General features: G+C 61.9%; 35 protein-coding genes. 34 read left to right on the forward strand and 1 reads right to left on the reverse strand.

The window, feature by feature from the left end; translation table 11 throughout:
- Positions 1–32 precede the first annotated feature (32 nt).
- From rpsL to ACW7G0_RS02255, 33 genes are all read left to right on the forward strand, one after another.
- Complete coding sequence (rpsL, locus tag ACW7G0_RS02095) at positions 33–407, forward strand: 30S ribosomal protein S12 (RefSeq protein WP_456987339.1); 375 nt, start codon at positions 33–35, stop codon at positions 405–407.
- A 12-nt stretch (positions 408–419) separates the two neighbouring features.
- Entirely contained in the window at positions 420–887 is a 468-nt protein-coding gene (gene rpsG, locus ACW7G0_RS02100; protein ID WP_456962235.1) for a 30S ribosomal protein S7, read from the forward strand.
- A gap of 142 nt (positions 888–1,029) precedes the next feature.
- Entirely contained in the window at positions 1,030–3,120 is a 2,091-nt protein-coding gene (gene fusA, locus ACW7G0_RS02105) for an elongation factor G (RefSeq protein WP_456987341.1), read from the forward strand.
- A gap of 69 nt (positions 3,121–3,189) precedes the next feature.
- On the forward strand, positions 3,190–4,380 hold the full coding sequence (gene tuf / locus ACW7G0_RS02110) for an elongation factor Tu (RefSeq protein WP_456987327.1): 1,191 nt from the start codon (positions 3,190–3,192) through the stop codon (positions 4,378–4,380).
- A 335-nt stretch (positions 4,381–4,715) separates the two neighbouring features.
- The gene (gene rpsJ, locus ACW7G0_RS02115; protein WP_036196039.1) at positions 4,716–5,027 is read left to right on the forward strand and encodes a 30S ribosomal protein S10; all 312 of its coding nucleotides are present in this window, start codon (positions 4,716–4,718) and stop codon (positions 5,025–5,027) included.
- A 10-nt stretch (positions 5,028–5,037) separates the two neighbouring features.
- Positions 5,038–5,694: a 50S ribosomal protein L3 gene (gene rplC, locus ACW7G0_RS02120; RefSeq protein WP_456962232.1), complete on the forward strand. Its 657-nt coding sequence runs from the start codon at positions 5,038–5,040 to the stop codon at positions 5,692–5,694.
- The gene (rplD, locus tag ACW7G0_RS02125; protein ID WP_456962231.1) at positions 5,691–6,302 is read left to right on the forward strand and encodes a 50S ribosomal protein L4; all 612 of its coding nucleotides are present in this window, start codon (positions 5,691–5,693) and stop codon (positions 6,300–6,302) included. Before rplC ends, rplD begins: the two co-directional genes overlap by 4 nt.
- Positions 6,299–6,595 carry a 50S ribosomal protein L23 gene (rplW, locus tag ACW7G0_RS02130; RefSeq protein WP_036196034.1) on the forward strand — a complete coding sequence of 99 codons (297 nt, stop codon included), beginning with the start codon at positions 6,299–6,301 and terminating at the stop codon, positions 6,593–6,595. The genes rplD and rplW overlap by 4 nt, the downstream gene beginning before the upstream one ends.
- Before the next feature lie 10 nt (positions 6,596–6,605).
- On the forward strand, positions 6,606–7,433 hold the full coding sequence (gene rplB / locus ACW7G0_RS02135; protein WP_456962230.1) for a 50S ribosomal protein L2: 828 nt from the start codon (positions 6,606–6,608) through the stop codon (positions 7,431–7,433).
- A 6-nt stretch (positions 7,434–7,439) separates the two neighbouring features.
- Positions 7,440–7,706: a 30S ribosomal protein S19 gene (gene rpsS / locus ACW7G0_RS02140; RefSeq protein ID WP_456962229.1), complete on the forward strand. Its 267-nt coding sequence runs from the start codon at positions 7,440–7,442 to the stop codon at positions 7,704–7,706.
- Between the two features lie 10 nt (positions 7,707–7,716).
- Complete coding sequence (gene rplV, locus ACW7G0_RS02145) at positions 7,717–8,064, forward strand: 50S ribosomal protein L22 (RefSeq protein WP_456962228.1); 348 nt, start codon at positions 7,717–7,719, stop codon at positions 8,062–8,064.
- A 2-nt stretch (positions 8,065–8,066) separates the two neighbouring features.
- Positions 8,067–8,792 carry a 30S ribosomal protein S3 gene (gene rpsC / locus ACW7G0_RS02150; RefSeq protein ID WP_456962227.1) on the forward strand — a complete coding sequence of 242 codons (726 nt, stop codon included), beginning with the start codon at positions 8,067–8,069 and terminating at the stop codon, positions 8,790–8,792.
- Between the two features lie 6 nt (positions 8,793–8,798).
- Entirely contained in the window at positions 8,799–9,212 is a 414-nt protein-coding gene (gene rplP, locus ACW7G0_RS02155; RefSeq protein WP_456962226.1) for a 50S ribosomal protein L16, read from the forward strand.
- Entirely contained in the window at positions 9,212–9,427 is a 216-nt protein-coding gene (gene rpmC / locus ACW7G0_RS02160) for a 50S ribosomal protein L29 (RefSeq protein WP_456987343.1), read from the forward strand. The genes rplP and rpmC overlap by 1 nt, the downstream gene beginning before the upstream one ends.
- Before the next feature lie 9 nt (positions 9,428–9,436).
- Entirely contained in the window at positions 9,437–9,706 is a 270-nt protein-coding gene (rpsQ, locus tag ACW7G0_RS02165; RefSeq protein ID WP_456962224.1) for a 30S ribosomal protein S17, read from the forward strand.
- A 16-nt stretch (positions 9,707–9,722) separates the two neighbouring features.
- The gene (rplN, locus tag ACW7G0_RS02170; protein ID WP_043959547.1) at positions 9,723–10,091 is read left to right on the forward strand and encodes a 50S ribosomal protein L14; all 369 of its coding nucleotides are present in this window, start codon (positions 9,723–9,725) and stop codon (positions 10,089–10,091) included.
- A gap of 14 nt (positions 10,092–10,105) precedes the next feature.
- On the forward strand, positions 10,106–10,420 hold the full coding sequence (rplX, locus tag ACW7G0_RS02175; protein ID WP_456987345.1) for a 50S ribosomal protein L24: 315 nt from the start codon (positions 10,106–10,108) through the stop codon (positions 10,418–10,420).
- A gap of 11 nt (positions 10,421–10,431) precedes the next feature.
- The gene (gene rplE / locus ACW7G0_RS02180; protein WP_456962222.1) at positions 10,432–10,971 is read left to right on the forward strand and encodes a 50S ribosomal protein L5; all 540 of its coding nucleotides are present in this window, start codon (positions 10,432–10,434) and stop codon (positions 10,969–10,971) included.
- Between the two features lie 28 nt (positions 10,972–10,999).
- A complete protein-coding gene (gene rpsN / locus ACW7G0_RS02185) occupies positions 11,000–11,305 on the forward strand; it encodes a 30S ribosomal protein S14 (RefSeq protein ID WP_456962221.1) in 306 nt (101 codons plus the stop codon).
- A 137-nt stretch (positions 11,306–11,442) separates the two neighbouring features.
- Positions 11,443–11,841, forward strand: a complete 399-nt coding sequence (rpsH, locus tag ACW7G0_RS02190; protein WP_456962220.1) for a 30S ribosomal protein S8 — start codon at positions 11,443–11,445, stop codon at positions 11,839–11,841.
- Positions 11,842–11,856: 15 nt separating this feature from the next.
- Positions 11,857–12,384, forward strand: coding sequence for a 50S ribosomal protein L6 (gene rplF, locus ACW7G0_RS02195; protein WP_456962219.1), 528 nt, complete (start codon positions 11,857–11,859; stop codon positions 12,382–12,384).
- Positions 12,385–12,478: 94 nt separating this feature from the next.
- Positions 12,479–12,832 carry a 50S ribosomal protein L18 gene (rplR, locus tag ACW7G0_RS02200; RefSeq protein WP_456978488.1) on the forward strand — a complete coding sequence of 118 codons (354 nt, stop codon included), beginning with the start codon at positions 12,479–12,481 and terminating at the stop codon, positions 12,830–12,832.
- 140 nt (positions 12,833–12,972) lie between these two features.
- Positions 12,973–13,503 carry a 30S ribosomal protein S5 gene (gene rpsE / locus ACW7G0_RS02205; protein WP_456962217.1) on the forward strand — a complete coding sequence of 177 codons (531 nt, stop codon included), beginning with the start codon at positions 12,973–12,975 and terminating at the stop codon, positions 13,501–13,503.
- Positions 13,496–13,711 carry a 50S ribosomal protein L30 gene (rpmD, locus tag ACW7G0_RS02210; RefSeq protein ID WP_456962216.1) on the forward strand — a complete coding sequence of 72 codons (216 nt, stop codon included), beginning with the start codon at positions 13,496–13,498 and terminating at the stop codon, positions 13,709–13,711. Before rpsE ends, rpmD begins: the two co-directional genes overlap by 8 nt.
- Complete coding sequence (gene rplO / locus ACW7G0_RS02215) at positions 13,711–14,154, forward strand: 50S ribosomal protein L15 (protein WP_456989429.1); 444 nt, start codon at positions 13,711–13,713, stop codon at positions 14,152–14,154. The genes rpmD and rplO overlap by 1 nt, the downstream gene beginning before the upstream one ends.
- A 28-nt stretch (positions 14,155–14,182) precedes the next feature.
- Entirely contained in the window at positions 14,183–15,517 is a 1,335-nt protein-coding gene (gene secY, locus ACW7G0_RS02220) for a preprotein translocase subunit SecY (RefSeq protein ID WP_456962999.1), read from the forward strand.
- Between the two features lie 403 nt (positions 15,518–15,920).
- Positions 15,921–16,277: a 30S ribosomal protein S13 gene (gene rpsM, locus ACW7G0_RS02225; RefSeq protein WP_456962215.1), complete on the forward strand. Its 357-nt coding sequence runs from the start codon at positions 15,921–15,923 to the stop codon at positions 16,275–16,277.
- A 10-nt stretch (positions 16,278–16,287) separates the two neighbouring features.
- Positions 16,288–16,680 (forward strand): 30S ribosomal protein S11, encoded by a 393-nt coding sequence (gene rpsK / locus ACW7G0_RS02230; protein ID WP_456962214.1) that lies wholly within the window; start codon positions 16,288–16,290, stop codon positions 16,678–16,680.
- Positions 16,681–16,694: 14 nt separating this feature from the next.
- Positions 16,695–17,324 carry a 30S ribosomal protein S4 gene (gene rpsD, locus ACW7G0_RS02235; protein WP_456962213.1) on the forward strand — a complete coding sequence of 210 codons (630 nt, stop codon included), beginning with the start codon at positions 16,695–16,697 and terminating at the stop codon, positions 17,322–17,324.
- A gap of 57 nt (positions 17,325–17,381) precedes the next feature.
- Positions 17,382–18,380, forward strand: coding sequence for a DNA-directed RNA polymerase subunit alpha (locus ACW7G0_RS02240; RefSeq protein WP_456962212.1), 999 nt, complete (start codon positions 17,382–17,384; stop codon positions 18,378–18,380).
- A 15-nt stretch (positions 18,381–18,395) separates the two neighbouring features.
- Positions 18,396–18,770 carry a 50S ribosomal protein L17 gene (gene rplQ, locus ACW7G0_RS02245; RefSeq protein WP_036196002.1) on the forward strand — a complete coding sequence of 125 codons (375 nt, stop codon included), beginning with the start codon at positions 18,396–18,398 and terminating at the stop codon, positions 18,768–18,770.
- 197 nt (positions 18,771–18,967) lie between these two features.
- Entirely contained in the window at positions 18,968–19,471 is a 504-nt protein-coding gene (locus tag ACW7G0_RS02250; RefSeq protein WP_456989430.1) for a disulfide bond formation protein B, read from the forward strand.
- Positions 19,472–19,565: 94 nt separating this feature from the next.
- Positions 19,566–20,954 (forward strand): class II 3-deoxy-7-phosphoheptulonate synthase, encoded by a 1,389-nt coding sequence (locus ACW7G0_RS02255; protein WP_456987347.1) that lies wholly within the window; start codon positions 19,566–19,568, stop codon positions 20,952–20,954.
- Between the two features lie 112 nt (positions 20,955–21,066).
- Here ACW7G0_RS02255 and typA read toward each other — a convergent pair whose 3' ends face one another.
- On the reverse strand, positions 21,067–22,893 hold the full coding sequence (gene typA / locus ACW7G0_RS02260) for a translational GTPase TypA (RefSeq protein ID WP_456987348.1): 1,827 nt from the start codon (positions 22,891–22,893) through the stop codon (positions 21,067–21,069).
- A gap of 149 nt (positions 22,894–23,042) precedes the next feature.
- On the opposite strand from typA, the gene ACW7G0_RS02265 reads away from it, so the two are divergent.
- Complete coding sequence (locus tag ACW7G0_RS02265) at positions 23,043–23,543, forward strand: peptidylprolyl isomerase (protein WP_456987349.1); 501 nt, start codon at positions 23,043–23,045, stop codon at positions 23,541–23,543.
- Positions 23,544–23,589: the final 46 nt, after the last annotated feature.

Genomic DNA, 23,589 nt, shown 5'->3' on the forward strand with positions numbered 1-23,589 from the left:
CTCTTGGCCGGCTTCTCACCAAAGAGCTCCAGATGGCGACGATCAATCAGCTGGTCCGCAAGTCGCGGCAGGCAGCGACATATAACAGTGCCTCACCGGCGCTCGAGAACTGCCCGCAGCGCCGTGGTGTCTGCACGCGCGTGTACACCACCACCCCGAAAAAGCCGAACTCGGCAATGCGCAAGGTGGCCAAGGTGCGCCTGACCAACGGTTACGAGGTCATCTCGTACATCGGCGGCGAAGGGCACAACCTGCAGGAGCACTCCGTGGTACTGATTCGTGGCGGCCGCGTCAAGGATCTGCCAGGTGTCCGTTATCACACCGTGCGCGGTGCGCTCGATGCCGCCGGCGTCGCCAAGCGTCGCCAGCGCCGTTCCAAGTACGGCGCCAAGCGCCCGAAGTCCTGAGGAATTTGACTCATGTCGCGTAAAGGTTCCGCACCGCAGCGCTCGATCCTGCCTGATCCAAAGCATGGCAGCGAGACGATCGCGCGATTCATCAATATGGTCATGTACAGCGGTAAGAAGTCCGTCGCCGAGAGGATCGTCTATGGCGCCATGGACGTGATCGGGGAGAAAAACCCGAACGCGCTGGAAGTGGTGGAAAAGGCGTTGGCCAATATTTCACCGGCGGTCGAGGTCAAGTCACGCCGCGTTGGTGGTTCCACCTACCAGGTGCCGGTCGAAGTGCGCGCGTCGCGTCGCGTCGCCCTGGCGATGCGCTGGTTGATTGATGCTGCACGCAAGCGCGGCGAGAACACCATGCCGCGCAAGCTCGCTGCAGAATTGCTCGACGCTGCGGAAAGCCGTGGCGGTGCTGTCAAGAAGCGTGAAGAAACCCACCGCATGGCAGAGGCGAACAAGGCGTTCGCACACTACCGCTGGTGATTCGGGAGCCTTGTTGATAACAAGGCATTCGAAAGCAACAAATCCAAGTCCGATGGCAGCCCAGGCTGCCTGAGCGAACCGGGTGCCGCCATCAGGCGGCGTCCGGCCTTCCAGAGATCGTAAACCTAAACGAGAGGGTACCGTGGCTCGCACCACTCCCATCGAACGCTATCGCAATTTCGGCATCATGGCCCACATTGATGCCGGAAAGACCACCACCTCCGAACGCATCCTGTTCTATACCGGTGTCAACCATAAGCTTGGCGAAACCCACGAGGGTGCCGCCACCATGGACTGGATGGAGCAGGAGCAGGAACGTGGCATCACGATTACGTCGGCCGCGACGACTGCTTTCTGGAGCGGCATGGATAAGACCATGCAGCAACATCGGCTGAACATCATCGATACCCCCGGGCACGTCGACTTCACTATCGAAGTGGAGCGCTCGCTGCGCGTGCTCGATGGTGCGGTGTTCGTGCTTTGTGCCGTTGGTGGCGTGCAGCCGCAGTCCGAGACCGTTTGGCGCCAGGCCAACAAGTATTCGGTGCCGCGTCTTGCATTCGTCAACAAGATGGATCGCACCGGTGCCAACTTCAACAAGGTCGTCGGTCAACTGAAGACCCGTTTGGGCGCCTATCCGGTGCCGATGCAGGTGCCGGTGGGCGCAGAAGATGGCTTCGACGGCGTGATCGACCTGGTCAAGATGAAGCGCATCCATTGGGACACCGAGTCCCAGGGCACCGTGTTCGAGTACGGCGAGATCCCGGCCGAGCTTCTCGAAGAGGCCACGGCGGCCCGCAGCTTCATGGTCGAGGCTGCCGCCGAGGCCAGCGAAGAGCTGATGGACAAGTATCTCAACGACGGGGAGCTGACCGAGGCCGAGATCATCGCCGGCTTGCGCGAGCGCACCTTGAAGGTGGAAGTGATTCCGGTCTTCTGTGGCACCGCGTTCAAGAACAAGGGCGTCCAGGCGATGCTCGACGGGGTGATCGAGTTGCTGCCCTCGCCAGTCGACGTGCCGCCGGTTCCGGGCATCGATGACGACGAGAAAGAGACGCATCGCGAAGCGTCCGATACCGCGCCGTTCTCCGCGCTCGCCTTCAAGATCATGACCGATCCGTTCGTGGGCTCGCTGACGTTCTTCCGGGTCTATTCGGGCGTGCTCAATTCGGGCGACCAGGTCTACAACCCGGTCAAGTCGAAGAAGGAGCGCGTCGGCCGTATCCTGCAGATGCACTCCAATGATCGCCACGAGATCAAGGAAGTGCGCGCGGGCGATATTGCCGCTGCGGTCGGCCTGAAGGACGTCACCACCGGCGATACGATGTGCGCGGTCGATCACATCATCACGCTGGAGCGGATGATCTTCCCGGAGCCGGTCATCTCGATGGCGGTGGAGCCCAAGACCAAGGCCGACCAGGAAAAGATGGGCATGGCGCTGGGCCGTCTGGCGCAGGAGGATCCGACCTTCCGCGTGCATACCGACGAGGAATCCGGCCAGACCATTATCTCCGGCATGGGCGAGTTGCATCTGGACGTCCTGGTGGATCGCATGCGCCGCGAGTTCAACGTCGAAGCCAACGTCGGCAAGCCGCAGGTGGCTTACCGCGAAACCATCCGCAAGGCGGTCAAGGCTGAAGGCAAGTTCGTGCGCCAGTCCGGTGGTAAGGGCCAGTTCGGTCATGTCTGGCTCGAAATCGAGCCCGGCGAGACCGGCAGCGGCTACGTCTTCGAGAACGGCGTGGTGGGTGGCGTGGTGCCGAAGGAGTACATCCCTGCGGTCGACAAGGGCATCCAGGAAGTGATCGCCAACGGCCTGCTGGCCGGTTACCCGATCGTTGACGTCAAGGTGAAGCTGGTTGACGGCTCGTACCACGAGGTCGATTCATCTGAAATGGCGTTCAAGATCGCCGGCTCGATGGGCTTCAAGGAAGGCTTCCACAAGGCCAGTCCGGTGTTGCTGGAGCCGATGATGAAGGTCGAGATCGTGACGCCGGAGGATTACCTCGGCGACGTGATGGGCGATGTCAGTCGGCGCCGCGGCATCCTGCAGGGTCAGGAAGACACTCCGTCGGGCAAGATCATCGACGCGACCTTGCCGCTGGGCGAGATGTTCGGTTATGCGACCAGCCTGCGTTCAATGTCGCAAGGCCGCGCGACCTTCACGATGGAGTTCGATCACTACGCCGTGGCACCGAGCAATATCGCCGAGGCCGTGGTCAATAAAAACTGACGTATTGGCCGGCGCTTGCCGCCGGCCAGCTCCCAACAAGCTCATTAAACGATTTCAGAGGTAACAATCATGGCCAAGGGTAAATTCGAGCGCACCAAGCCGCACGTGAACGTCGGCACGATCGGTCACGTTGACCACGGCAAGACCACGTTGACCGCGGCGTTGACCAAGGTCGGTGCCGAGCGTTTCGGTGGCGAGTTCAGCGCGTACGACGCGATTGACCGGGCCCCGGAAGAGAAGGCGCGCGGCATCACCATCTCGACCTCGCACGTCGAGTACGAATCCCCGAATCGCCACTATGCGCACGTCGATTGCCCGGGACACGCCGACTATGTGAAGAACATGATCACCGGTGCGGCGCAGATGGACGGCGCGATCCTGGTGTGTTCGGCCGCGGACGGCCCGATGCCGCAGACCCGCGAGCACATCCTGCTGGCCCGCCAGGTGGGCGTGCCGTACATCGTGGTCTACCTGAACAAGGCGGACATGGTGGACGACGCCGAGCTGCTTGAGCTGGTGGACATGGAAGTGCGCGAGCTGCTGAGCAAGTACGAGTTCCCCGGCGACGACACCCCGGTCGTGATCGGTTCGGCGCTGAAAGCGCTGGAAGGTGACCAGAGCGATATCGGCGTGCCGTCGATCATCAAGCTGGTGGACGCGCTGGACAGCTGGATCCCGGAGCCGGTGCGCGACGTGGACAAGGCGTTCCTGATGCCGGTCGAAGACGTGTTCTCGATCTCCGGTCGCGGCACCGTGGTGACCGGCCGCATCGAGCGCGGCATCGTCAAGGTCGGCGAGGAGATCGAGATCGTCGGTATCCGTCCGACCGTGAAGACGACCGTGACCGGCGTGGAGATGTTCCGCAAGCTGCTCGACCAGGGCCAGGCGGGCGATAACGCCGGTCTGCTGCTGCGCGGCACCAAGCGTGACGACGTGGAGCGCGGCCAGGTGCTGTGCAAGCCCGGTTCGATCAAGCCGCACACCCAGTTCGAGGGCGAGGTGTACATCCTGAGCAAGGACGAGGGCGGCCGCCACACGCCGTTCTTCAAGGGCTACCGTCCGCAGTTCTACTTCCGCACCACCGACGTGACCGGCGCCTGCGAGCTGCCCGAAGGCGTGGAGATGGTGATGCCGGGCGACAACGTGAAGATGGTGGTCGAGTTGATCAACCCGATCGCGATGGACGAAGGCCTGCGTTTCGCGATCCGTGAAGGTGGCCGTACCGTCGGCGCCGGCGTGGTCGCCAAGATCATCAAGTAATGCCTGGTATCCAGTAAAGATTTGGTAATACCGCGTCATCCCGCTGGGTCGGGGTGGCGTCTACCGCGAAAAGAGGAGCAGGAAGCGCCTCGTGTTCGCCCGACAGGGAAATGTCGCGTGACAAGATCGTTGGCAATGCCGGATATCCCGGCGCTGCTTGACGGCACCATGGCACGCGCTTTATACTTTTCTGTCTGGCAGGCCGGGAAACCGGCCTGCCTTGCTTTTCCAAGGATTTCCGCCCTCGGATTGTCTACCGCGGGCGGGGTCGTTTCCATCGGGGTTCGGTGCACCTAGCCACCGGCCCGTCGCTCTTTAAACCAAGGAACACCGTCATGGCGGACCAAAAGATCCGGATTCGGCTGAAGGCATACGATCATCGTCTGATCGACCGCTCAGCCAGCGAGATCGTCGAGACGGCAAAGCGGACCGGCGCGCAAGTGCGTGGCCCGATCCCGTTGCCGACCAAGATCGAGCGCTTCACCATTCTTACTTCTCCGCACGTCGACAAGGACGCGCGCGACCAGTACGAGACCCGCACGCACAAGCGCGTGCTCGATATCGTCGACCCCAACGACAAGACCGTGGACGCGCTGATGAAGCTCGAGCTCGCGGCGGGCGTCGACGTACAGATCAAGCTGACCTGAGGACCTGACCATGACGGCGAAGAAATATTCGTTGGGCATCGTCGGCCGCAAGGCCGGCATGAGCCGGTTTTTCACCGAGGATGGCAGGTCCATTCCGGTGACGCTGATCGAAGCGACCCCGAACCGGATCACCCAAATCAAGACCCCCGATACCGATGGCTACAGCGCGGTGCAGGTTACCGTTGGCGTACGCCGTGCGGCGCTGATCAACAAACCCGCGGCTGGTCACCTGGCCAAGGCCAAGGTCGACGCCGGCCGAGGCCTGTGGGAGTTCCGCGTTGCCGACGACAAGCTCGGTGACTTCAACGTGGGCGGTGAGATCAAGGCCGACATCTTTGAGGTCGGCCAGGTGGTCGATGTCCAGGGCGTGACCAAGGGCAAGGGCTTCCAGGGCACCATCAAGCGCTGGAACTTCGCCATGGGCGATGCGACCCACGGTAACTCGCTGTCGCACCGTTCGCCGGGTTCCATCGGTCAGCGGCAGACGCCGGGCCGCGTGTTTCCGGGCAAGAAAATGTCCGGTCACATGGGCTTTGTACAGCAGAGCACCCAGGGCCTGGAAGTGGTCAAGGTCGACGCCGAACGCGGCTTGATCGCGATCAAGGGCGCAGTACCAGGCGCGCCGGGCGGCGACGTGATCGTCCGTCCGACGACCAAGGGAGTATGACGATGGAACTTGCCATCAATAACAGCAGCGAGAAGTTGTCGGTTTCCGACGATATCTTCGGCCGCGAGTTCAGTGAAGACCTGGTCCATCAGGTCGTCGTTGCCTACCGCAACGCCGGTCGCAGCGGCACCAAGGCGCAGAAGACCCGTTCGCAGGTTGCCGGCACCACCAAGAAGTCGAAGAACCAGAAGGGCGGTGGCGCTCGCCACGGCGCGCTGACGGCTCCGATCTTCCGCGGCGGCGGCGTCACTTTTGCGGCCCAGCCGCGAAGCTTCGCGCAGAAGGTCAATCGCAAGATGTACCGCGCCGCGATGGCTTCGATCCTGTCCGAGCTCAACCGCCAGGGCCGGATCACGGTCGTCGACAAGCTCGAACTGGACTCGCCGAAGACCTCGGGCATGATCGCGATGCTCAAGGGCCTGGAAGCCGGTCGTCGCCCGTTGCTGGTCACCGAGGATGCCACCGAGAATCTGTACCTCTCGGCGCGCAACTTGCCGTATGTCGAGGTTCGTGACGTGCAGGGCCTGGATCCGGTTGCGCTGGTTGGCGCCGATACGGTCGTGGTCACCACCGAGGCGATCAAGAAGATTCAGGAGTGGCTGGCATGAACGACGCCAAGCTCTACAACGTGATTCGTGCGCCGCGTGTGTCCGAGAAGACCGCGCGCCTGCAGGAAGTTTCCAATCAATACGTCTTCGAAGTGGCGACGACGGCAACCAAGGCTGACATCAAGGTTGCGGTCGAGAAGCTGTTCGACGTCAAGGTCGAGGCGGTCAACGTGCTCAACGTGAAGGGCAAAGCAAAAGCCTTCAAGTTCCGCATGGGCCGTCGCCCCGACTGGCGCAAGGCATACGTGACGCTGGCCGATGGCCAGTCGATCGACGTTATGGCCAAGGCTTGAGGATCGACCCATGGCATTGATGACATTCAAACCCACTTCACCCGGCCGTCGCTCGATGGTCCGGGTGGTGACGCCCGACCTGCACAAGGGTGCGCCGTACGCGCCGTTGCTCGAGAAGAAGAGCAAGACCGGTGGCCGCAACCATCACGGCCGGACCACTACCCGGCATATCGGCGGTGGCCACAAGCAGCACTACCGCATCGTCGATTTCAAGCGCAACAAGGAAGGCATTCCGGCGCGCGTGGAGCGGATCGAATACGATCCCAACCGCACCGCCCACCTGGCCCTGTTGTGCTATGTCGATGGCGAGCGCCGCTACATCATTGCTCCCAAGGGGCTGAAAGCCGGCGACCAGGTAATTGCGGGTCGTGATGCACCCATCCGCACCGGCAATACACTGCCGCTGAGCAACATCCCGGTGGGCTCCACCGTGCATTGCATCGAGATGAAGCCGGGCAAGGGCGCACAGATTGCACGCGCTGCCGGCGCCGGCGTCCAACTGGTCGCACGTGAGCAGGGCTACGCCACGCTGCGTCTTCGTTCCGGCGAGATGCGCAAGGTTGCAGTCGATTGCCGGGCCACCATCGGCGAAGTCGGCAACGATGAGCACAGCCTGCAGAAGCTCGGCAAGGCCGGCGCGAAGCGCTGGCGCGGTATCAGGCCGACCGTTCGCGGCGCGGCGATGAACCCGGTGGATCATCCGCACGGTGGTGGTGAGGCCAAGGCTGGCCAGGGCAACCCGCATCCGGTCACCCCATGGGGTGTGCCGACCAAGGGCTACAAGACGCGGCACAACAAGCGTACGCAGCAGTTCATCGTTCGCGATCGCAGGAGCTAATCGGCAATGGCACGTTCACTGAAAAAAGGTCCGTTCGTTGACCACCACCTGATCAAGAAGGTGGAGGCCGCGGCCAACAACAAACGCCCGATCAAGACCTGGTCGCGTCGCTCGATGGTGTTGCCGGAAATGGTGGGTTTCACCATTGCGGTGCACAACGGCCGCAACCACATCCCGGTGCTGGTCAACGAGAACATGGTTGGCCACAAGCTCGGCGAATTCTCCCTGACGCGCACCTTCAAGGGTCACGTCGGCGACAAGAAGAGCCGATAAGGAGATGACCATGGAAGCTAAAGCCATCCTGCGCAGTGCGCGCATCTCCGCTCAGAAAGCCCGGTTGGTTGCCAACCAGGTGCGCGGCCTTACCGCTGAGAGCGCCGTCAACCAGCTCAAGTTCTCGGACAAGAAAGCCGCCGACCTGATCCGCAAGGTTCTGGAGTCTGCGATCGCCAATGCCGAGAACAACCAGGGCGCCGATATCGACGAGCTCAAGGTCACCACCATCATGGTTGACGAGGGTCCGACCCTGAAGCGCTTCATGGCGCGGGCAAAGGGTCGCGGCACCCGCATTCTCAAGCGTACCAGCCACATTACTGTGGTCGTGGGCGCCGGCAAGCAAGGCGGAGTCTGATTATGGGTCACAAAGTTCATCCCACCGGCATCCGCCTGGGTATCTCCAAGGATTGGAATTCCAAGTGGTTTGCCGGCAAGAAGCAGTACGCCGAGTACCTGATCGCCGACCTTAAAGTCCGCGAGATGTTGCGCAAGAAGCTGGCCCAGGCCGGAATTTCGAAGATTCTCATCGAGCGTCCGGCCAACAATGCCCGCGTGACCATCCACACCGCCCGTCCGGGCGTGGTGATCGGCAAGCGTGGTGAGGATATCGACAAGCTGCGCAAGGAAGTCAGCGACATGATGGGCGTCCCGGCGCACATCAACGTCACCGAGGTCCGCAAGCCCGAGCTCGACGCGCAACTGGTGGCCGAGTCGATTGCGCAGCAGTTGGAGCGCCGCATCATGTTCCGCCGCGCCATGAAGCGTGCGGTTGGCAATGCGATGCGCCTGGGCGCCCTGGGCATCAAGGTCAATGTTGGTGGCCGTCTCAATGGTGCCGAAATTGCGCGTTCGGAGTGGTACCGCGAGGGTCGCGTGCCGCTGCACACCCTGCGCGCCGATATCGACTACGGCTTCGCAGAAGCCAAGACGACGTACGGCATCATTGGCATCAAAGTGTGGGTCTACCGGGGCGAGATCTTTGATTTTTCCCAGGTTGGCCAGGAAAAGCCGGACGACAGTCCGCGCAGTGATCGCGGCGACCGCCGCGACCGTGCGCCCCGTCCGCCGCGCGAACAGAGGTAACGGATCATGTTGCAACCAAAACGAACCAAGTACCGGAAGGTACACAAAGGCCGCAACGACGGCCTGGCCTGGAGCGGCAATGCCGTCAGCTTCGGCGAGTACGGCCTGAAGTCGACCGCGCACGGCCAGATCACCGCGCGCCAGATCGAGGCCGCGCGCCGTTCCATCAGTCGCTACGTCAAGCGTGGCGGCAAGATGTGGATCCGCGTGTTCCCCGACAAGCCGATCACCAAGAAGCCGATCGAAGTGCGTATGGGTAAGGGCAAGGGCAGCGTCGAGTACTGGGTCGCGCTGATCCAGCCCGGACGCGTGATCTACGAGATCGAAGGTGTGGCAGAGGACGTGGCGCGCGAAGCGTTCCGCCTGGCCGCCGCCAAGCTTTCGGTCACCACCACTTTCGTGACGCGGACGGTGCGCTGATGGAACTCAATAAACTGCGAGAGAAGTCGGCTGACGAGCTCAAGGCCCACTTGACCGACCTGCACAAGGAGGGCTTCGCCCTTCGCATGCAGCAGGTTACCGGCCAGCTGACCAAGACCCACGAGACCCGTCGGGTGCGTCGTGAGATTGCCCGCGTCAACACCCTGATCGGCCAGGCTCAAGCGAGCCCGGCCGACTCGGGCGAGAAGAAGTAAGGACCCGCCATGACCGACAACAATACAGAGAAGGCGCTGCGCACGGTCGAAGGACGCGTGGTCAGCAACAAGATGGACAAGACCATCACCGTGCTCGTCGAGCGCCAGGTCAAGCACGCGTTGTACGGCAAGTACATCCGTCGCTCGTCCAAGCTGCACGCACACGACGGGGATAATTCCTGCAACGAGGGCGACGTGGTCCGGATCTCCGAGATCGCGCCGATGTCGAAAACCAAGAACTGGCGACTGGTGGAAATTGTCACCCGTGCGGCCGAATAACGAGGAGGGCTGAACCATGATCCAGATGCAAAGCTATCTCACCGTGGCCGACAACTCCGGTGCCAAGGAAGTGATGTGCATCAAGGTGCTCGGTGGCTCCAAGCGCCGTTACGCCGCGATCGGCGACGTCATCAAGGTGACCGTCAAGGATGCGATCCCGCGGGGCAAGGTCAAGAAGGGCGATGTCTATGACGCCGTCGTGGTGCGTACCCGCAAGGGCGTGCGCCGTTCGGATGGCTCATTGATCCGCTTCGACGGCAATGCCGCGGTCCTGCTGAACAACAAGCAGGAGCCGATTGGCACCCGTATCTTCGGGCCCGTGACCCGTGAACTGCGTTCCGAGAAGTTCATGAAGATCGTCTCGCTCGCCCCAGAAGTACTCTGAGCGGAGGAATTGACATGAACCGTATCAAGAAGGGCGATCAAGTAATCGTCACTGCCGGCAAGGACAAGGGCAAGAAAGGTGATGTGGTGCGAGTGGCAGGGGACAAGGTCCTGGTGTCCAACATCAACATCATCAAGCGCCACACCAAGCCGAATCCGCAAGCCGGCCAGCCTGGCGGCGTGATCGAGCGTGAGGCGCCGATCCATATTTCCAACGTCATGCTGTTCAACCCGGCTTCCGGCAAGGGTGAGCGCATCGGTATCAAGGTGCTGGAGGATGGACGCAAATTGCGTGTGTTCCGCTCCAGCGGTGAGGCGGTCGACGCCTGAGGAATGCTGAAATGACACGGCTTGAAAAATTTTACAAAGAAGAAGTGGTGCCGTCGCTGACCGAGAAGTTCGGTTACACGAACCCGATGCAGGTGCCCCGCGTCTCCAAGATCACCCTGAACATGGGTGTGGGCGAGGCGGCCACCAACAAGAAAGTGCTCGAGAACGCCGTCGCCGACATGGCGAAGATCTGCGGGCAGAAGCCGATCGTGACCAACAGCCGCGTGTCCGTGGCGTCGTTCAAGATCCGCGATGGCTGGCCGATCGGCTGCAAGGTCACGTTGCGCCGGGCCAAGATGTTCGAGTTCCTGGATCGCCTGATCAACGTCTCGCTGCCGCGCGTGCGCGATTTCCGCGGCGTGTCGGCCAAGTCTTTCGATGGCCGCGGCAACTACAACATGGGCGTCAAGGAACAGATCATCTTCCCGGAAATCGATTACGACCAGGTTGATGCGCTGCGCGGCATGGACATCGCGATCACCACGACCGCGAACACCGATGCCGAAGCCCGCGCACTGCTGGAAGCGTTCCGCTTCCCGTTCCGCACCTAACACCACGCACTGATTCGAGGATCCACACATGGCAAAGACCTCCATGGTCAACCGCGACATCAAGCGGGCCAAGCTGGCCGCGAAGTACGCGGTCAAGCGCGAAGAGCTGAAGAAGATCATCTCCAGCGTCAGCGCTACGTACGAAGAAAAGGAAGAGGCGGTGGTCAAGCTGCAGAAGCTGCCACGCGACTCGTCCCCCAGCCGGCAGCGCAATCGCTGTGCCCTGACCGGGCGCTCGCGCGGCGTCTATGCAAAGTTCGGCCTGGGTCGCAACAAATTGCGTGAAGCCACCATGCGCGGAGACGTGCCGGGGCTTCGCAAGGCCAGCTGGTAATTGATTGTCAAACGGAGCCGATAAGTCTGCTAGACTTACCGGCTCCAAAAGTTCCACGCGTCATGGCGGTCCAGCCGTGGCGTCACAACTGAATTCGCAATTGAGCGGATATCGGTGCACTCATCAGGTAATTACACATGAGCATGACTGATCCCATCGCCGATATGTTCGTCCGCATCAGGAATGCGGCGGCGGTCGGCAAGCCCACGGTGAAAATGCCGTCGTCCAACATCAAGGTGGCCATCGCCAAGGTCTTGAAGGACGAGGGTTACATCCTGGCTGCCAACGTCAGCGACATCGGCGGCGGCAAGAACGAGCTGCAGATCGAGCTGAAGTACTACGAAGGCAAGCCGGTGATCGAGCAGCTCAAGCGCTTCTCCCGCTCCGGGCTGCGTCAGTACCGCGGCAAGGACGACTTGCCCCGGGTCCTGAATGGCCTTGGTGTGTCCATCATCTCCACCTCGAAAGGCATCATGACCGACACCCAGGCGCGCCAGCAGGGCGTCGGCGGTGAAGTCCTGTGCTTCGTGGCTTAAGGGAGTAACGAACGTATGTCCCGAATTGCCAAGAAGCCGATTGCCCTTCCCAAGGGTGTCGAGCTCAACGTCCAGTCCGACAGCGTCACCGTCAAGGGGCCCAAGGGCTCGTTGTCGATCGCCAAGCCGACCGATATCGAGATCAAGATCGAAGACGGCCACGCGCTGCTCTCGACCCAGGATGTCGAGCGCATCGCGCTGACCGGCACGCTGCGGTCGATCATTGCCAACATGGTGCAAGGCGTCTCCGAAGGCTTCGAGCGCAAGCTTGAGTTGGTCGGCGTTGGCTACCGCGCCGCGATGCAGGGAAAAGACCTGAGCCTGTCGCTTGGTTTCTCCCATCCGGTAACGTTTGCCTCCCCCGACGGCATCACCATCAGTACGCCTACCCAGACCGAAGTTCTGGTGCAGGGCACTGACAAGCAACGCGTCGGTGAGGTGGCCGCCAAGATTCGCGGTTTCCGTCCGCCGGAGCCCTACAAGGGCAAGGGCGTGAAGTACGCCGGGGAAACCATCATTCGCAAGGAAGCCAAGAAGGCGTAAGTTCGCCGCGGATCCGTCCGCAAGCACCCGGCCATTCGTGGCCGGACTTCTGAACAAAATCGCTCCCTTGGTAGTTTTTCGAGAACCCAGACTAATGAACAAGAATACTGCCCGCCTGCGTCGCGCCAAGTCGACCCGCAGCCACATCCGCAAGCTCGGCGTGCCTCGCCTGTCGGTGCTGCGTACCGGCCAGCACATGTACGCCCAGGTCTTTACTGCCGATGGTTCCGCGGTGCTGGCTGCGGCCTCGACCACCCAGGTCGCGGTTCGTGAAGGCTTGAAAGGCCTGAAGAATGCCGAAGCCGCCGCCAAGGTGGGTCAGGCGATAGCCGCCGCCGCCAAGGCTGCGGGTATCGAAAAGGTCGCCTTTGACCGCTCGGGCTATCGCTATCACGGCCGCATCAAGGCGTTGGCTGACGCCGCGCGCGAAGGTGGGCTGCAGTTCTGATACGGCCTGCCCGTAACATTCCTGCCGACGCGGGTTGCGTCGGGCGTGCCGGTGGGTTTCCGCTGTCACGCACCACCGGATCGACTCAACAACGATAAGCGGCTACGCCGCAAATTATTTTCCATTTCCAGGAATCAAACATGGCTAACGAACGTGATTCGCGCGGACGCGGCAGGCGCGAAGAAATAGACGACGGAATGATCGAGAAATTGATCACGGTCAACCGCGTCAGCAAGACTGTTAAGGGTGGCCGCCAGTTCACCTTCACCGCACTGACCGTCGTCGGTGACGGCGCTGGTAAGGTCGGCTTCGGTTACGGCAAGGCCCGCGAAGTGCCCATGGCGATCCAGAAGTCGATGGAATATGCCCGCAAGGACATGAAGCACGTCGACCTCAACAATGGCACCTTGTGGCATTCGGTGAAGTCCGGCCACGGAGCGGCTCGGGTCTACATGCAGCCCGCTTCGGAAGGTACCGGGGTAATCGCCGGCGGCGCGATGCGCGCCGTGCTCGAGGCGGTCGGGGTGAAAGACGTGTTGGCCAAGGCCATTGGTTCCCGCAACCCGATCAACCTGGTTCGCGCGACGCTGATCGGTCTCGGCCAGATGCATTCGCCCGCCAAGATCGCAGCCAAGCGCGGCAAGAAGGTCGAGGATCTGCAACATGGTTAAGTCGACTGAGAACAAAACCGATGCGCCCAAGGGCGGTACCGTCAAGGTGCGCCTGGTCAAGGGACTGCGTGGGACCCAGGGACGCCATCGCCTTTCGGTGAAGGCGCTCGGGCTGCGCAAGATCAATGACATGCGCGAACTGAAGGACAGCCCCCAGGTCCGTGGCCTGATCAACACGGTCCATTACCTGGTCCGGGTCGAGGAGTAATCATCATGCGTCTCAATACACTATCGCCCGCAGAGGGCGCCCGCGAAGACCGCAAGCGCGTCGGACGCGGTATCGGTTCGGGCCTGGGCAAGACCGCAGGCCGCGGCCACAAGGGTTCCTTCGCGCGTTCGGGTAAAGGCAAGATCCGGGCCGGTTTCGAAGGCGGCCAGATGCCAATGCATATCCGGTTGCCGAAGGTCGGTTTCCGTAGCAAGACCAAGAACGACACTGCCGAAGTGATGCTGTACCAGCTCGATCAGCTGGATGCCGGCGATATCGATTTCGCGACCTTGCGTGCGGCCAAACTGGTGCCGAGCACTGCCAAGCGGGCCAAGTTGGTCCTGAAGGGCGAAGTGACCAAGAAGTTCGTATTCAAGGGTGTGCTCGCCACTGCCGGTGCCAAGGCTGCGGTCGAAGCGGCCGGCGGCAAGGTCGAGGAGTAAGTCGGGCATGGCGCGCAGCAGTAACGCGATGAGCGGCGTAGGCGGAGGGCTCGGGAAGTTCACCGAGCTTCGCCAGCGTCTGATGTTCGTGGTTGGTGCACTGCTGGTGTATCGCGTCGGCTGCTACATCCCCGTGCCCGGGGTCAACCCGGAGGCCATGCTGCGCCTGATGGAGACACAGGAAGGCACCATCGTCGACATGTTCAACATGTTCTCCGGTGGTGCGCTGGAGCGCTTCAGCCTGTTCGCACTGAACGTGATGCCGTACATCTCGGCGTCCATCATCATGCAGTTGATGGTGCAGATACTGCCCAGCCTGAAGGCGGTCCAGAAAGAGGGTGAATCGGGTCGGCGCAAGATCACCCAATGGTCCCGGCTGGGCGCAATCCCGCTGGCGGTTTTCCAGGCCTGGGGCATCGCCACTGCTTTGCAGGCCGGAGGTGCGAGCCAGGGTATCCCGGTGGTCTACAGCCCCGGCGCAGGATTTGTACTGACGGCGGTGATTTCCCTGACGGCCGGCACCATGTTCCTGATGTGGGTGGGTGAACAGGTGACCGAGCGCGGCATCGGCAACGGCGTTTCGCTGATCATCTTCGCCGGTATCGTCGCCGGATTGCCTTCGGCCGTGCTGAACATGTTCGAGCAGGTCCGCAACGGCGAGATGGGTACGCTGACCGCAATGTCGGTGGCCGCCATCGTGCTGGGCGTGACCTACTTCGTAGTGTTCGTGGAGAGCGGGCAACGTCGGATCACGGTTAATTATGCGAGGCGCCAGGGTGGCCGCAACGCATACATGAACCAGTCCTCGTTCCTGCCGCTCAAGCTCAACATGTCCGGCGTCATCCCGCCGATTTTTGCCTCCAGCATCGTGATGTTTCCGGCGACTGCGGCAACCTGGTTCAGCCAGGGTGATTCCTCGTCGTTCATGCTCAAGGTCAGTCAGTGGCTGAACCCGGGTGAACCGTTGCATCTGCTGATCTACGGTGGCCTGATCGCGGGCTTTACGTTCTTCTATACTGCGCTGGTCTTCAACTCGCAGGAAACCGCTGACAATCTCAAGAAGTCGGGCGCCCTGATTCCTGGCATTCGGCCCGGCAAGGCGACTGCCGACTATGTTGACGGGGTTTTGACGCGGCTGACCGCGGCCGGCGCGGCGTATCTGGTGCTGGTCTGTTTGCTGCCGGAGTTGATGCGCGCGAAAATGGGGATATCCTTCTATTTTGGCGGTACCTCGTTGCTCATCGTTGTGGTGGTGGTAATGGACTTCATCTCGCAGATCCAGGCGCACTTGATGTCACACCAGTACGAGAGCTTGCTCAAGAAGGCAAATCTAAAGGGATCCAAGAGCGGCCTCGCCCGCTGATGGCTCCCTGGTCGTCCGGCACGGTGCCGGATGCCCGAGGCGACAAGGCGACCGGGTTCAATGTCCGGATCGCTGATACAGGTAACACGGAGCACGGGGCTACCACACCCCGGTTCCAGCAGGGCGACTCGTGCGGTGTCTCGCGCGCGAGTGGGTTCGGACCGATCTGCGCGCCAGAGTAGCGCGCGGTGTCGGGGAGGGCGGCTTGACACCGCGCGCCTCGGCAGTTCGAACTCGTCGCCGGAGCATGGGCACACTCCCCATGCCGTCGCAACGCAACGCTTCGGCGTGGCGGGGCTTCCTATTAACCCGAGACCTTGATAAAATTTCCGATTCACTTTTTCAGTGAACCTCTCTACCGGGTTGTCAGGATCCGGTTGCCAAACCAGTTGGAGATCGCGTTATGGCGCGTATTGCGGGCGTCAACCTGCCTGCCCAGAAGCACGTCTGGGTCGGGTTGCAAAGCATTTACGGCATTGGCCGTACTCGTTCCAAGCAAGTGTGTGATTCAGCCGGCGTTACCGCGTCGACCAAGATCCGCGACTTGTCCGAGCCCGAGGTCGAGCGTTTGCGCGGCGAAATCGGCAAGTTCGTCGTCGAGGGTGATCTGCGCCGCGAGATCGGCATGTCGATCAAGCGCCTGATGGACCTGAGCTGCTACCGCGGCCTGCGGCATCGCCGTGGCCTGCCGCTGCGTGGCCAGCGCACAAAAACCAACGCACGTACCCGGAAGGGTCCGCGTCGGGCCATCAGGAAGTAAGGGGTAGATCATGGCCAAGCCAACCGCTACGAAAACGAAGAAGAAGATCAAGCGCGTCGTCACCGACGGCATCGCCCACGTCCACGCTTCGTTCAACAACACCATCATCACGATCACCGACCGCCAGGGCAATGCATTGTCGTGGGCGACTTCGGGCGGCGCGGGCTTCCGCGGTTCGCGCAAGTCGACCCCGTTTGCCGCCCAGGTGGCCGCCGAGAAGGCCGGCCGCGCTGCGCTGGACTACGGCGTCAAGTCGCTGGAAGTGCGCATCAAGGGCCCGGGTCCGGGTCGGGAGTCCGCCGTTCGTTCGCTGAACAACGTCGGCTACAAGATCATCAACATCATCGACGTGACGCCAATTCCGCACAACGGTTGCCGCCCGCCGAAAAAGCGTCGCGTCTGAGGAGCTGAAGAAGAATGGCTCGTTATATTGGTCCTACCTGCAAGCTCGCCCGTCGCGAAGGCGTCGACCTCGGTCTGAAGTCGCCGTCACGTGCACTCGATTCCAAGTGCAAGCTTGAGCAGAAGCCCGGTCAACATGGCGCGACGCTTCGTCGCGGCAAGATGTCCGATTACGCAAACCAGCTCCGTGAAAAGCAGAAGGTCAAGCGCGTTTATGGCTTGCTGGAACGCCAGTTCCGGAACTACTACAAGAAGGCTGCGGCCAAGCGGGGCAACACGGGTGAAATCCTGTTGCAGCTCCTCGAGACCCGCCTGGACAACGTCGTGTACCGCATGGGGTTTGCAGTGACCCGTCCGGCGGCTCGCCAGCTGGTCTCGCACCGCGGCGTTACCGTCAACGGCAAGTCGGTCAACCTGCCGTCCTACCAGATCAAGGCAGGCGATGCGGTGGTGCTGTCAGAACGCGCGCAGAAGCAGTTGCGCGTGCAGGAGTCGCTGACCGTGTCACAGCAGATGGACCTGTCGCCAGCCTGGATCGAGGTGGACGGCAAGAAGTTCACCGGCGTGTTCAAAGCGGTACCGGATCGCGCCGATCTGCCTGCCGACATCAACGAAGCGCTGATCATCGAGCTGTACTCGAAGTAATTCATCTGTTCTTGAGCTGCGGGCCTCAGGCCCCAGGCTCACAGGAGACTCCACAACATGACGGTTACCGCCAATCAGGTACTGCGCCCACGCGGTCCCCAGATCGAAAGCCTTTCTGGCAACCGCGCCAAGGTCGTCATTGAACCGCTCGAGCGGGGCTATGGCCACACCCTGGGCAACGCGTTGCGCCGCGTGCTGCTGTCGTCGATTCCGGGTTTTGCCATCACCGAAGTCGCGATCGAAGGCGTGCTGCACGAGTACACCACGGTCGAGGGGTTGCAGGAGGATGTACTTGAAGTCCTGCTCAACCTCAAGGACGTCGCCGTCCGCATGCACACTGGCGAATCGGCGACCCTGTCGCTGAGCAGCCAGGGCCCAGGCGTCGTGACCGCGGCCGACATCAAGACCGACCACAACGTCGAGGTCATCAACGGCGACCACGTGATCGCCCACTTGACCAAGGACGCGTCGCTCAAGATGGAAATCAAGGTCGAACGTGGCTATGGCTACCAGCCGGCGACTGCGCGTCGCCGTCCGGACGAGGAGACCCGCACGATTGGTCTTCTGATGCTGGATGCGAGTTTCAGCCCGATTCGTCGCGTCGCCTATTCGGTCGAAGCTGCCCGAGTCGAGCAGCGTACCGATCTGGACAAGCTGATCCTGGACATCGAGACCAACGGCACGATCGACGCCGAGGAAGCCGTTCGCACGGCCGCCGAGATCCTGAGCGACCAGTTGTCGGTGTTTGGTGATTTCACCCAGCGCGAACGCGGTGCTCCCAAGACGGCTCCCACTGGCATCGATCCGGTCCTGTTGCGTCCTATCGACGACCTGGAGCTCACCGTGCGCTCGGCCAACTGCCTCAAGGCCGAGAGTATTTACTACGTCGGTGACTTGATCCAGAAGACCGAAGTCGAATTGCTGAAGACGCCGAACCTCGGCAAGAAGTCGCTCACCGAGATCAAGGAAGTGCTTGCCCAGCGCGGCCTGTCGCTCGGTATGAAGCTCGAAAACTGGCCGCCAGCGGGTATCGCCTCGCACGGCATGATGGGCTAAACAGGAAACAAGACCATGCGCCACCAGAAATCAGGACGCAAGTTCAACCGTACCAGTGCCCATCGCGATGCGATGTTCACCAATATGGCCGCGTCGCTCATCAAGCACGGAGCGATCCGTACCACCCTGCCAAAGGCCAAGGAGCTGCGCCGCGTAGCGGAGCCGCTGATCACCCTGGCAAAGACCGATGGGGTGGCCAACCGCCGCCTTGCCTTCTCGCGCTTGCGTGACAAGGAAGCGGTCGGCACGTTGTTTGTCGAGCTGGGCCCGCGTTACAACGCGCGTCCAGGCGGCTACCTGCGCATCCTCAAGTGCGGGTTCCGCGCTGGCGACAATGCGCCGATGGCCTACGTTGAACTGGTCGATCGTCCGCAAGCAGTCGCGGAGTAGTCGACCGGAGAATCGATGGGTGGCCTTCGCCGCCCGGTCGATGACGTGAATACCCCGGCTTGGTGCCGGGGTTTTTGCGTTCAGCGGGCATCACCTCCGTTCGGCGTGTCACGGGCTTTTTGGCCGGTCCAGGAGGTGCTGGTGTGGATTGCACATTGCATGGCGGCTACAAATCCGTATTGTGTCGATCCATGACTATGCCAACCAACCCCATTTCGCAGTTTCGCCTCCGCTTCCTGCTCGGCTTTGTTGCCTGCGCCGGACTGATCGGTTATGCGCTGTATACGCAGTTTTATGGCGGCTTGCTGCCGTGCCCGCTGTGCATCTTCCAGCGCGTCGCGTTTGCTGGGCTGGGCCTGGTATTTCTTGTTGGCGGCCTGCATGGGCCAGGGAGCACCTTCGGGCGGCGCGCGTATGGCGTGATTGCGTTGATGGTGGCAGGGGTGGGGGTCGCGATCGCGGGTAATCACGTACGCCTGCAGCACCTGCCTGCCGATCAGGTCCCGGCTTGCGGTCCGGGCCTGGATTACATGCTCGAGGCAATGCCGATCAGCGGCGTCGTGCGCCGGGTAATGACCGGCTCGGGTGAGTGCGCAGAGGTCGACTGGTCGCTGCTCGGTTTGTCGATGCCAACCTGGAGTTTGATGGCATTCGTGGTGCTTGCGCTGTGGGCGGTGTTCGCTGGGTTTCGGCGTTCGTGATGGGTCGTGGCGCGGCCGGCGACTGCGCGCATTGCAAGGCGCGTCGTCCACGTGGATGATGCAATGCTGCCCTGCAATATAGCTGTTTGATCCAATGCCGAGTCCCGACCGTAACCTCCATCCAGTGAACTTGCCCGCCAACTGGGCCCCTGCGTCCTGGCGCGGGATGAAGGCGTTGCAGCAGCCGCGCTACGACGATGCCGACGAGTTGGCCGGTGTGCTGCAGGAGCTGCGTGCGCTGCCGCCACTGGTAACGTCCTGGGAGATCCTCGCGCTCAAACAGCAAGTTGCCGATGCACAGGACGGTAAATGCTTCCTGCTGCAGGGAGGTGATTGCGCCGAGACCTTCGATGCCTGCTCCTCGGACGTGATTTCCAACCGGCTCAAGGTGTTGTTGCAGATGAGTCTGGTGTTGGTGCATGGGTTGCGCAAACCCGTGGTGCGCGTCGGGCGGTTTGCGGGTCAGTACGCCAAGCCACGGTCGGCCGATACCGAAACCATCGACGGCGTGACCGTTCCCTCCTACCGCGGTGACATGGTGAACGCGCCGGAATTCAATGCCGTCGCCCGGCGACCCGACCCTCGCCGCATGGTCAAGGCGCATGCGCGCTCGGCGATGACGATGAATTTCGTGCGCGCGTTGATCGATGGCGGCTTTGCAGACCTCCGGCATCCTGAATACTGGAATCTCGACTGGGTGGGGCATTCGCCGCTGGCGAACGAGTATCGACAAATGGTCGACTCGATCGGCGGTGCGGTGCGTTTCATGGAAACGCTGTCCGGCGGTTCGGTCAGGAACCTGGAGCGGGTGGATTTTTACACCTCGCACGAAGCGTTGTTGTTGCCGTATGAGGAGTCAGTGACCCGGCAGGTGCCGCGGCATTGGGGCTGGTTCAACCTAGGTACCCATTTCCCGTGGATCGGCATGCGTACGGCAGCGGTCGATGGCGCCCACGTCGAGTACTTCCGCGGCATCCGCAACCCGATCGGGCTGAAGGTCGGGCCGTCGACTACCCCGGACCAGTTGCTGCGGGTCATCGATGTGCTGAACCCCGAGAACGAGGCCGGCAAGCTCACCCTGATCCACCGGATGGGCGCGGCGAATATTGCCGATAGCCTGCCGCCGCTGCTGGACACGATTCGACGGGATGGGCGACGGGTGTTGTGGGTTTGCGATCCGATGCACGGCAATACCGAAGCGACCACCAACGGCTACAAGACCCGTCGTTTTGCGAACATCGGCAGCGAGCTGGAGCAGGCGTTCGACTTGCATGCTGCCGCGGGCACGCGTTTGGGCGGCGTGCACCTGGAGCTTACCGGCGAGGATGTCACCGAGTGCCTGGGCGGCGCACGTGATCTGACCGAGGTCGACCTGGAGCGTGCGTATCGCTCTACCGTCGATCCGCGCCTGAATTATGAGCAGGCGCTGGAAGTGGCGATGCTGATCGTGCGCAAGCAGGCGCAGTTGACCGCGGCAGGTTAGGCGCCTCGCCCCGATCCGTTCGGAACCGTCGTCACAAAAAAAGCCGCCCGGACTGGGCGGCTTTTTCATCGGCCCGGCACGAAAATGCCGGGCCGTACCGTGCACGGGTGGGTCAGCCGCGGCTCGCGCGCTTCCGGTCGTTCTCGGTTAGATGCTTCTTGCGCAGGCGGATTTCCATCGGCGTGACTTCCACCAACTCATCATCCTCGATGAAATCCAGTGCCTGTTCCAGCGTGTACTTGATCGCGGGTGTCAGCTTGATTGCATCATCCTTGCCCGAGGCGCGCATGTTGGTCAGCGGCTTGGTCTTGATGGCATTGACCGTGAGGTCGTTGTCTTTGGAGTGGATGCCGATCAGCTGGCCTTCGTACACGTTGTCGCCTTCTGCAGCGAACAGTTTGCCGCGCTCTTCCAGTGGCCCCAGCGAATAGGCAGGAGTGGCACCGGCGGAATTGGAGATCATCACGCCGTTGGAGCGCTTGGCGATCGCGCCGACCGCGCGCGGGCCGTAATGGTCGAATACATGGAACAGCAGGCCGGTGCCCTGGGTCAGCGTCTTGAACTCATTCTGGAAGCCGATCAGTCCGCGGGCGGGGATCATGTAATCCAGTCGCACGCGCCCCTTGCCGTCGGATTCCATGTTTTTCAGCTGGCCCTTGCGGATGCCCAGTTTCTCCATGACGCCGCCCTGGTGCTGCTCTTCGATGTCGACCACGAGTTGCTCGACCGGCTCCATCATCTGGCCATCGACTTCCTTGATGATGACTTCCGGGCGCGATACCGCCAGCTCGAAGCCCTCGCGCCGCATGGTCTCAATCAGGACCGACAGGTGCAGCTCGCCGCGACCGGAGACGAGGAACTTGTCCGGATCCGAGCCTTCCTCCACTTTCAGCGCGACGTTGTGCAGGGTCTCGCGCTCCAGCCGTTCACGGATCTGGCGGCTGGTGATGAACTTGCCGCCACTGAAGTCCTTGCGACCGGCGAACGGCGAGTTGTTGACCTGGAAGGTCATGCTGATGGTCGGCTCGTCCACGGTCAGCGCGGGCAGGGCTTCCGGAGCGTCCACCGCGCACAGGGTGTCGGAAATGCTCAGGCCCTGGACGCCTGAAATGGCGATGATGTCACCAGCCTCGGCTTCCTCGACCTCAACCCGCTCCAGACCCATGAACCCGAGCACCTGCAGTACCTTGCCCTGGCGCTTCTTGCCTTCCCGGTCAATGACAGTGATCGGCATGTTGGTGTGGACCTTGCCGCGCTGGATGCGCCCCACGCCGATCAGTCCGACGAAGTTGTTGTAGTCCAGCTGGCTGATGAGCATCTGGAACGGGCCGTCCGGATCGACCTGCGGCGGCGAGACGTGCTCCATGATCGCCTCGTACAGCGGGGTCATGTCGCCGCTGCGAACGCTGTCGTCGAGCCCTGCATAACCATGCAGCGCCGAGGCATACACGATGGGGAAATCGAGCTGCTCGTTGGTGGCGCCGAGCTTGTCGAAAAGGTCGAACACCTGGTCGATCACCCAGTCCGGGCGTGCGCCTGGCCGGTCGATCTTGTTGACCACCACGATCGGCTTGAAGCCCATCGCGAACGCCTTCTGGGTCACGAAGCGCGTTTGCGGCATCGGTCCGTCCATCGCATCGACCAGGATCAGCACCGAGTCGACCATCGACAGCACGCGCTCGACCTCGCCGCCGAAGTCGGCGTGTCCCGGGGTGTCGACGATGTTGATGCGGTTGCCCTGCCAGGTGACGGCGGTGTTCTTGGACAGGATCGTGATGCCACGTTCCTTTTCCTGATCGTTGCTGTCCATCACGCGCTCGGCGAGCATGGTGCGTTCGGAGAACGTGCCGGACTGCTTGAGCAGGCAATCGACGAGGGTGGTCTTGCCGTGGTCGACGTGGGCGACGATGGCGATATTGCGCAAGCGTTCGATGGACATGGGGACGGGCGCCAAGGGCGCTTCTTTTCGATAGGGAAGTCAACCAGTATATCCCTATGCAATAGATGCGCGAGGATTGATTGAGCGTGGGTTAAACTTGGCGGTCTGGCGTTCACCTAGACACGCCCCCACAGATTCCGGAGTGATCCATGACCCTGACCGCCACCTTTGATACCGAACGCGGCCCGATCCGCGTCGAGCTTGCCGCCGACAAGGCGCCGCTGACGGTTGCGAATTTCGTCAACCTGGCCAAGCGCGGTTACTACGACGGCCTGAATTTCCACCGCGTCCTGAACGACTTCATGGTCCAGGGCGGCTGCCCGCAGGGCACCGGTACCGGTGGCCCGGGTTACCGTTTCGAGGACGAGGCCAGCAACGGCCTGGGTCACGAGCGCGGCGTATTGTCGATGGCCAACGCGGGTCCGGGCACCAACGGCAGCCAATTCTTCATCACCCACGTGCCGTGCCCATGGCTGGACGGCAAGCACACCGTGTTCGGCAAGGTGCTCGAGGGCCAGGACATCGTGGATAGCGTCAAGCAGGGCGACAAGATCAACGCGGTCACGCTTGAAGGCGATGTTGATGCCGCGCTGGCCGCCAAGGCCGACCGTGTCGCGGACTGGAACAAGACCCTGGACGCCAACGCGTAAGCAGGCGGTAAACCGATGGCGTGACGTCCGCGGCGGACCACCGTCG

It is taken from the genome of Lysobacter sp. A286 (assembly GCF_054052105.1).

Excerpts from the sequence above, each read along its gene's own strand:
- rplF (WP_456962219.1), top strand. The coding sequence starts at position 11,857 with ATGTCCCGAATTGCCAAGAAGCCGATTGCCCTTCCCAAGGGTGTCGAG.
- rplC (WP_456962232.1), top strand. The coding sequence starts at position 5,038 with ATGACGGCGAAGAAATATTCGTTGGGCATCGTCGGCCGCAAGGCCGGC.
- rplW (WP_036196034.1), top strand. The coding sequence starts at position 6,299 with ATGAACGACGCCAAGCTCTACAACGTGATTCGTGCGCCGCGTGTGTCC.
- rpsJ (WP_036196039.1), top strand. The coding sequence starts at position 4,716 with ATGGCGGACCAAAAGATCCGGATTCGGCTGAAGGCATACGATCATCGT.
- rplX (WP_456987345.1), top strand. The coding sequence starts at position 10,106 with ATGAACCGTATCAAGAAGGGCGATCAAGTAATCGTCACTGCCGGCAAG.
- ACW7G0_RS02250 (WP_456989430.1), top strand. The coding sequence starts at position 18,968 with ATGCCAACCAACCCCATTTCGCAGTTTCGCCTCCGCTTCCTGCTCGGC.
- rpsM (WP_456962215.1), top strand. The coding sequence starts at position 15,921 with ATGGCGCGTATTGCGGGCGTCAACCTGCCTGCCCAGAAGCACGTCTGG.
- rpsC (WP_456962227.1), top strand. The coding sequence starts at position 8,067 with ATGGGTCACAAAGTTCATCCCACCGGCATCCGCCTGGGTATCTCCAAG.
- typA (WP_456987348.1), bottom strand. The coding sequence starts at position 22,893 with ATGTCCATCGAACGCTTGCGCAATATCGCCATCGTCGCCCACGTCGAC.
- rpsS (WP_456962229.1), top strand. The coding sequence starts at position 7,440 with ATGGCACGTTCACTGAAAAAAGGTCCGTTCGTTGACCACCACCTGATC.
- rpsH (WP_456962220.1), top strand. The coding sequence starts at position 11,443 with ATGAGCATGACTGATCCCATCGCCGATATGTTCGTCCGCATCAGGAAT.
- rplB (WP_456962230.1), top strand. The coding sequence starts at position 6,606 with ATGGCATTGATGACATTCAAACCCACTTCACCCGGCCGTCGCTCGATG.
- rpsE (WP_456962217.1), top strand. The coding sequence starts at position 12,973 with ATGGCTAACGAACGTGATTCGCGCGGACGCGGCAGGCGCGAAGAAATA.
- rplD (WP_456962231.1), top strand. The coding sequence starts at position 5,691 with ATGACGATGGAACTTGCCATCAATAACAGCAGCGAGAAGTTGTCGGTT.
- rpsK (WP_456962214.1), top strand. The coding sequence starts at position 16,288 with ATGGCCAAGCCAACCGCTACGAAAACGAAGAAGAAGATCAAGCGCGTC.
- ACW7G0_RS02255 (WP_456987347.1), top strand. The coding sequence starts at position 19,566 with ATGCCGAGTCCCGACCGTAACCTCCATCCAGTGAACTTGCCCGCCAAC.
- ACW7G0_RS02265 (WP_456987349.1), top strand. The coding sequence starts at position 23,043 with ATGACCCTGACCGCCACCTTTGATACCGAACGCGGCCCGATCCGCGTC.
- rplN (WP_043959547.1), top strand. The coding sequence starts at position 9,723 with ATGATCCAGATGCAAAGCTATCTCACCGTGGCCGACAACTCCGGTGCC.
- rplE (WP_456962222.1), top strand. The coding sequence starts at position 10,432 with ATGACACGGCTTGAAAAATTTTACAAAGAAGAAGTGGTGCCGTCGCTG.
- rpsL (WP_456987339.1), top strand. The coding sequence starts at position 33 with ATGGCGACGATCAATCAGCTGGTCCGCAAGTCGCGGCAGGCAGCGACA.
- rpmC (WP_456987343.1), top strand. The coding sequence starts at position 9,212 with ATGGAACTCAATAAACTGCGAGAGAAGTCGGCTGACGAGCTCAAGGCC.
- rpsG (WP_456962235.1), top strand. The coding sequence starts at position 420 with ATGTCGCGTAAAGGTTCCGCACCGCAGCGCTCGATCCTGCCTGATCCA.
- rpsD (WP_456962213.1), top strand. The coding sequence starts at position 16,695 with ATGGCTCGTTATATTGGTCCTACCTGCAAGCTCGCCCGTCGCGAAGGC.
- rpsQ (WP_456962224.1), top strand. The coding sequence starts at position 9,437 with ATGACCGACAACAATACAGAGAAGGCGCTGCGCACGGTCGAAGGACGC.
- ACW7G0_RS02240 (WP_456962212.1), top strand. The coding sequence starts at position 17,382 with ATGACGGTTACCGCCAATCAGGTACTGCGCCCACGCGGTCCCCAGATC.
- tuf (WP_456987327.1), top strand. The coding sequence starts at position 3,190 with ATGGCCAAGGGTAAATTCGAGCGCACCAAGCCGCACGTGAACGTCGGC.
- rpsN (WP_456962221.1), top strand. The coding sequence starts at position 11,000 with ATGGCAAAGACCTCCATGGTCAACCGCGACATCAAGCGGGCCAAGCTG.
- rpmD (WP_456962216.1), top strand. The coding sequence starts at position 13,496 with ATGGTTAAGTCGACTGAGAACAAAACCGATGCGCCCAAGGGCGGTACC.
- rplV (WP_456962228.1), top strand. The coding sequence starts at position 7,717 with ATGGAAGCTAAAGCCATCCTGCGCAGTGCGCGCATCTCCGCTCAGAAA.
- rplR (WP_456978488.1), top strand. The coding sequence starts at position 12,479 with ATGAACAAGAATACTGCCCGCCTGCGTCGCGCCAAGTCGACCCGCAGC.
- rplP (WP_456962226.1), top strand. The coding sequence starts at position 8,799 with ATGTTGCAACCAAAACGAACCAAGTACCGGAAGGTACACAAAGGCCGC.
- rplQ (WP_036196002.1), top strand. The coding sequence starts at position 18,396 with ATGCGCCACCAGAAATCAGGACGCAAGTTCAACCGTACCAGTGCCCAT.
- secY (WP_456962999.1), top strand. The coding sequence starts at position 14,183 with ATGAGCGGCGTAGGCGGAGGGCTCGGGAAGTTCACCGAGCTTCGCCAG.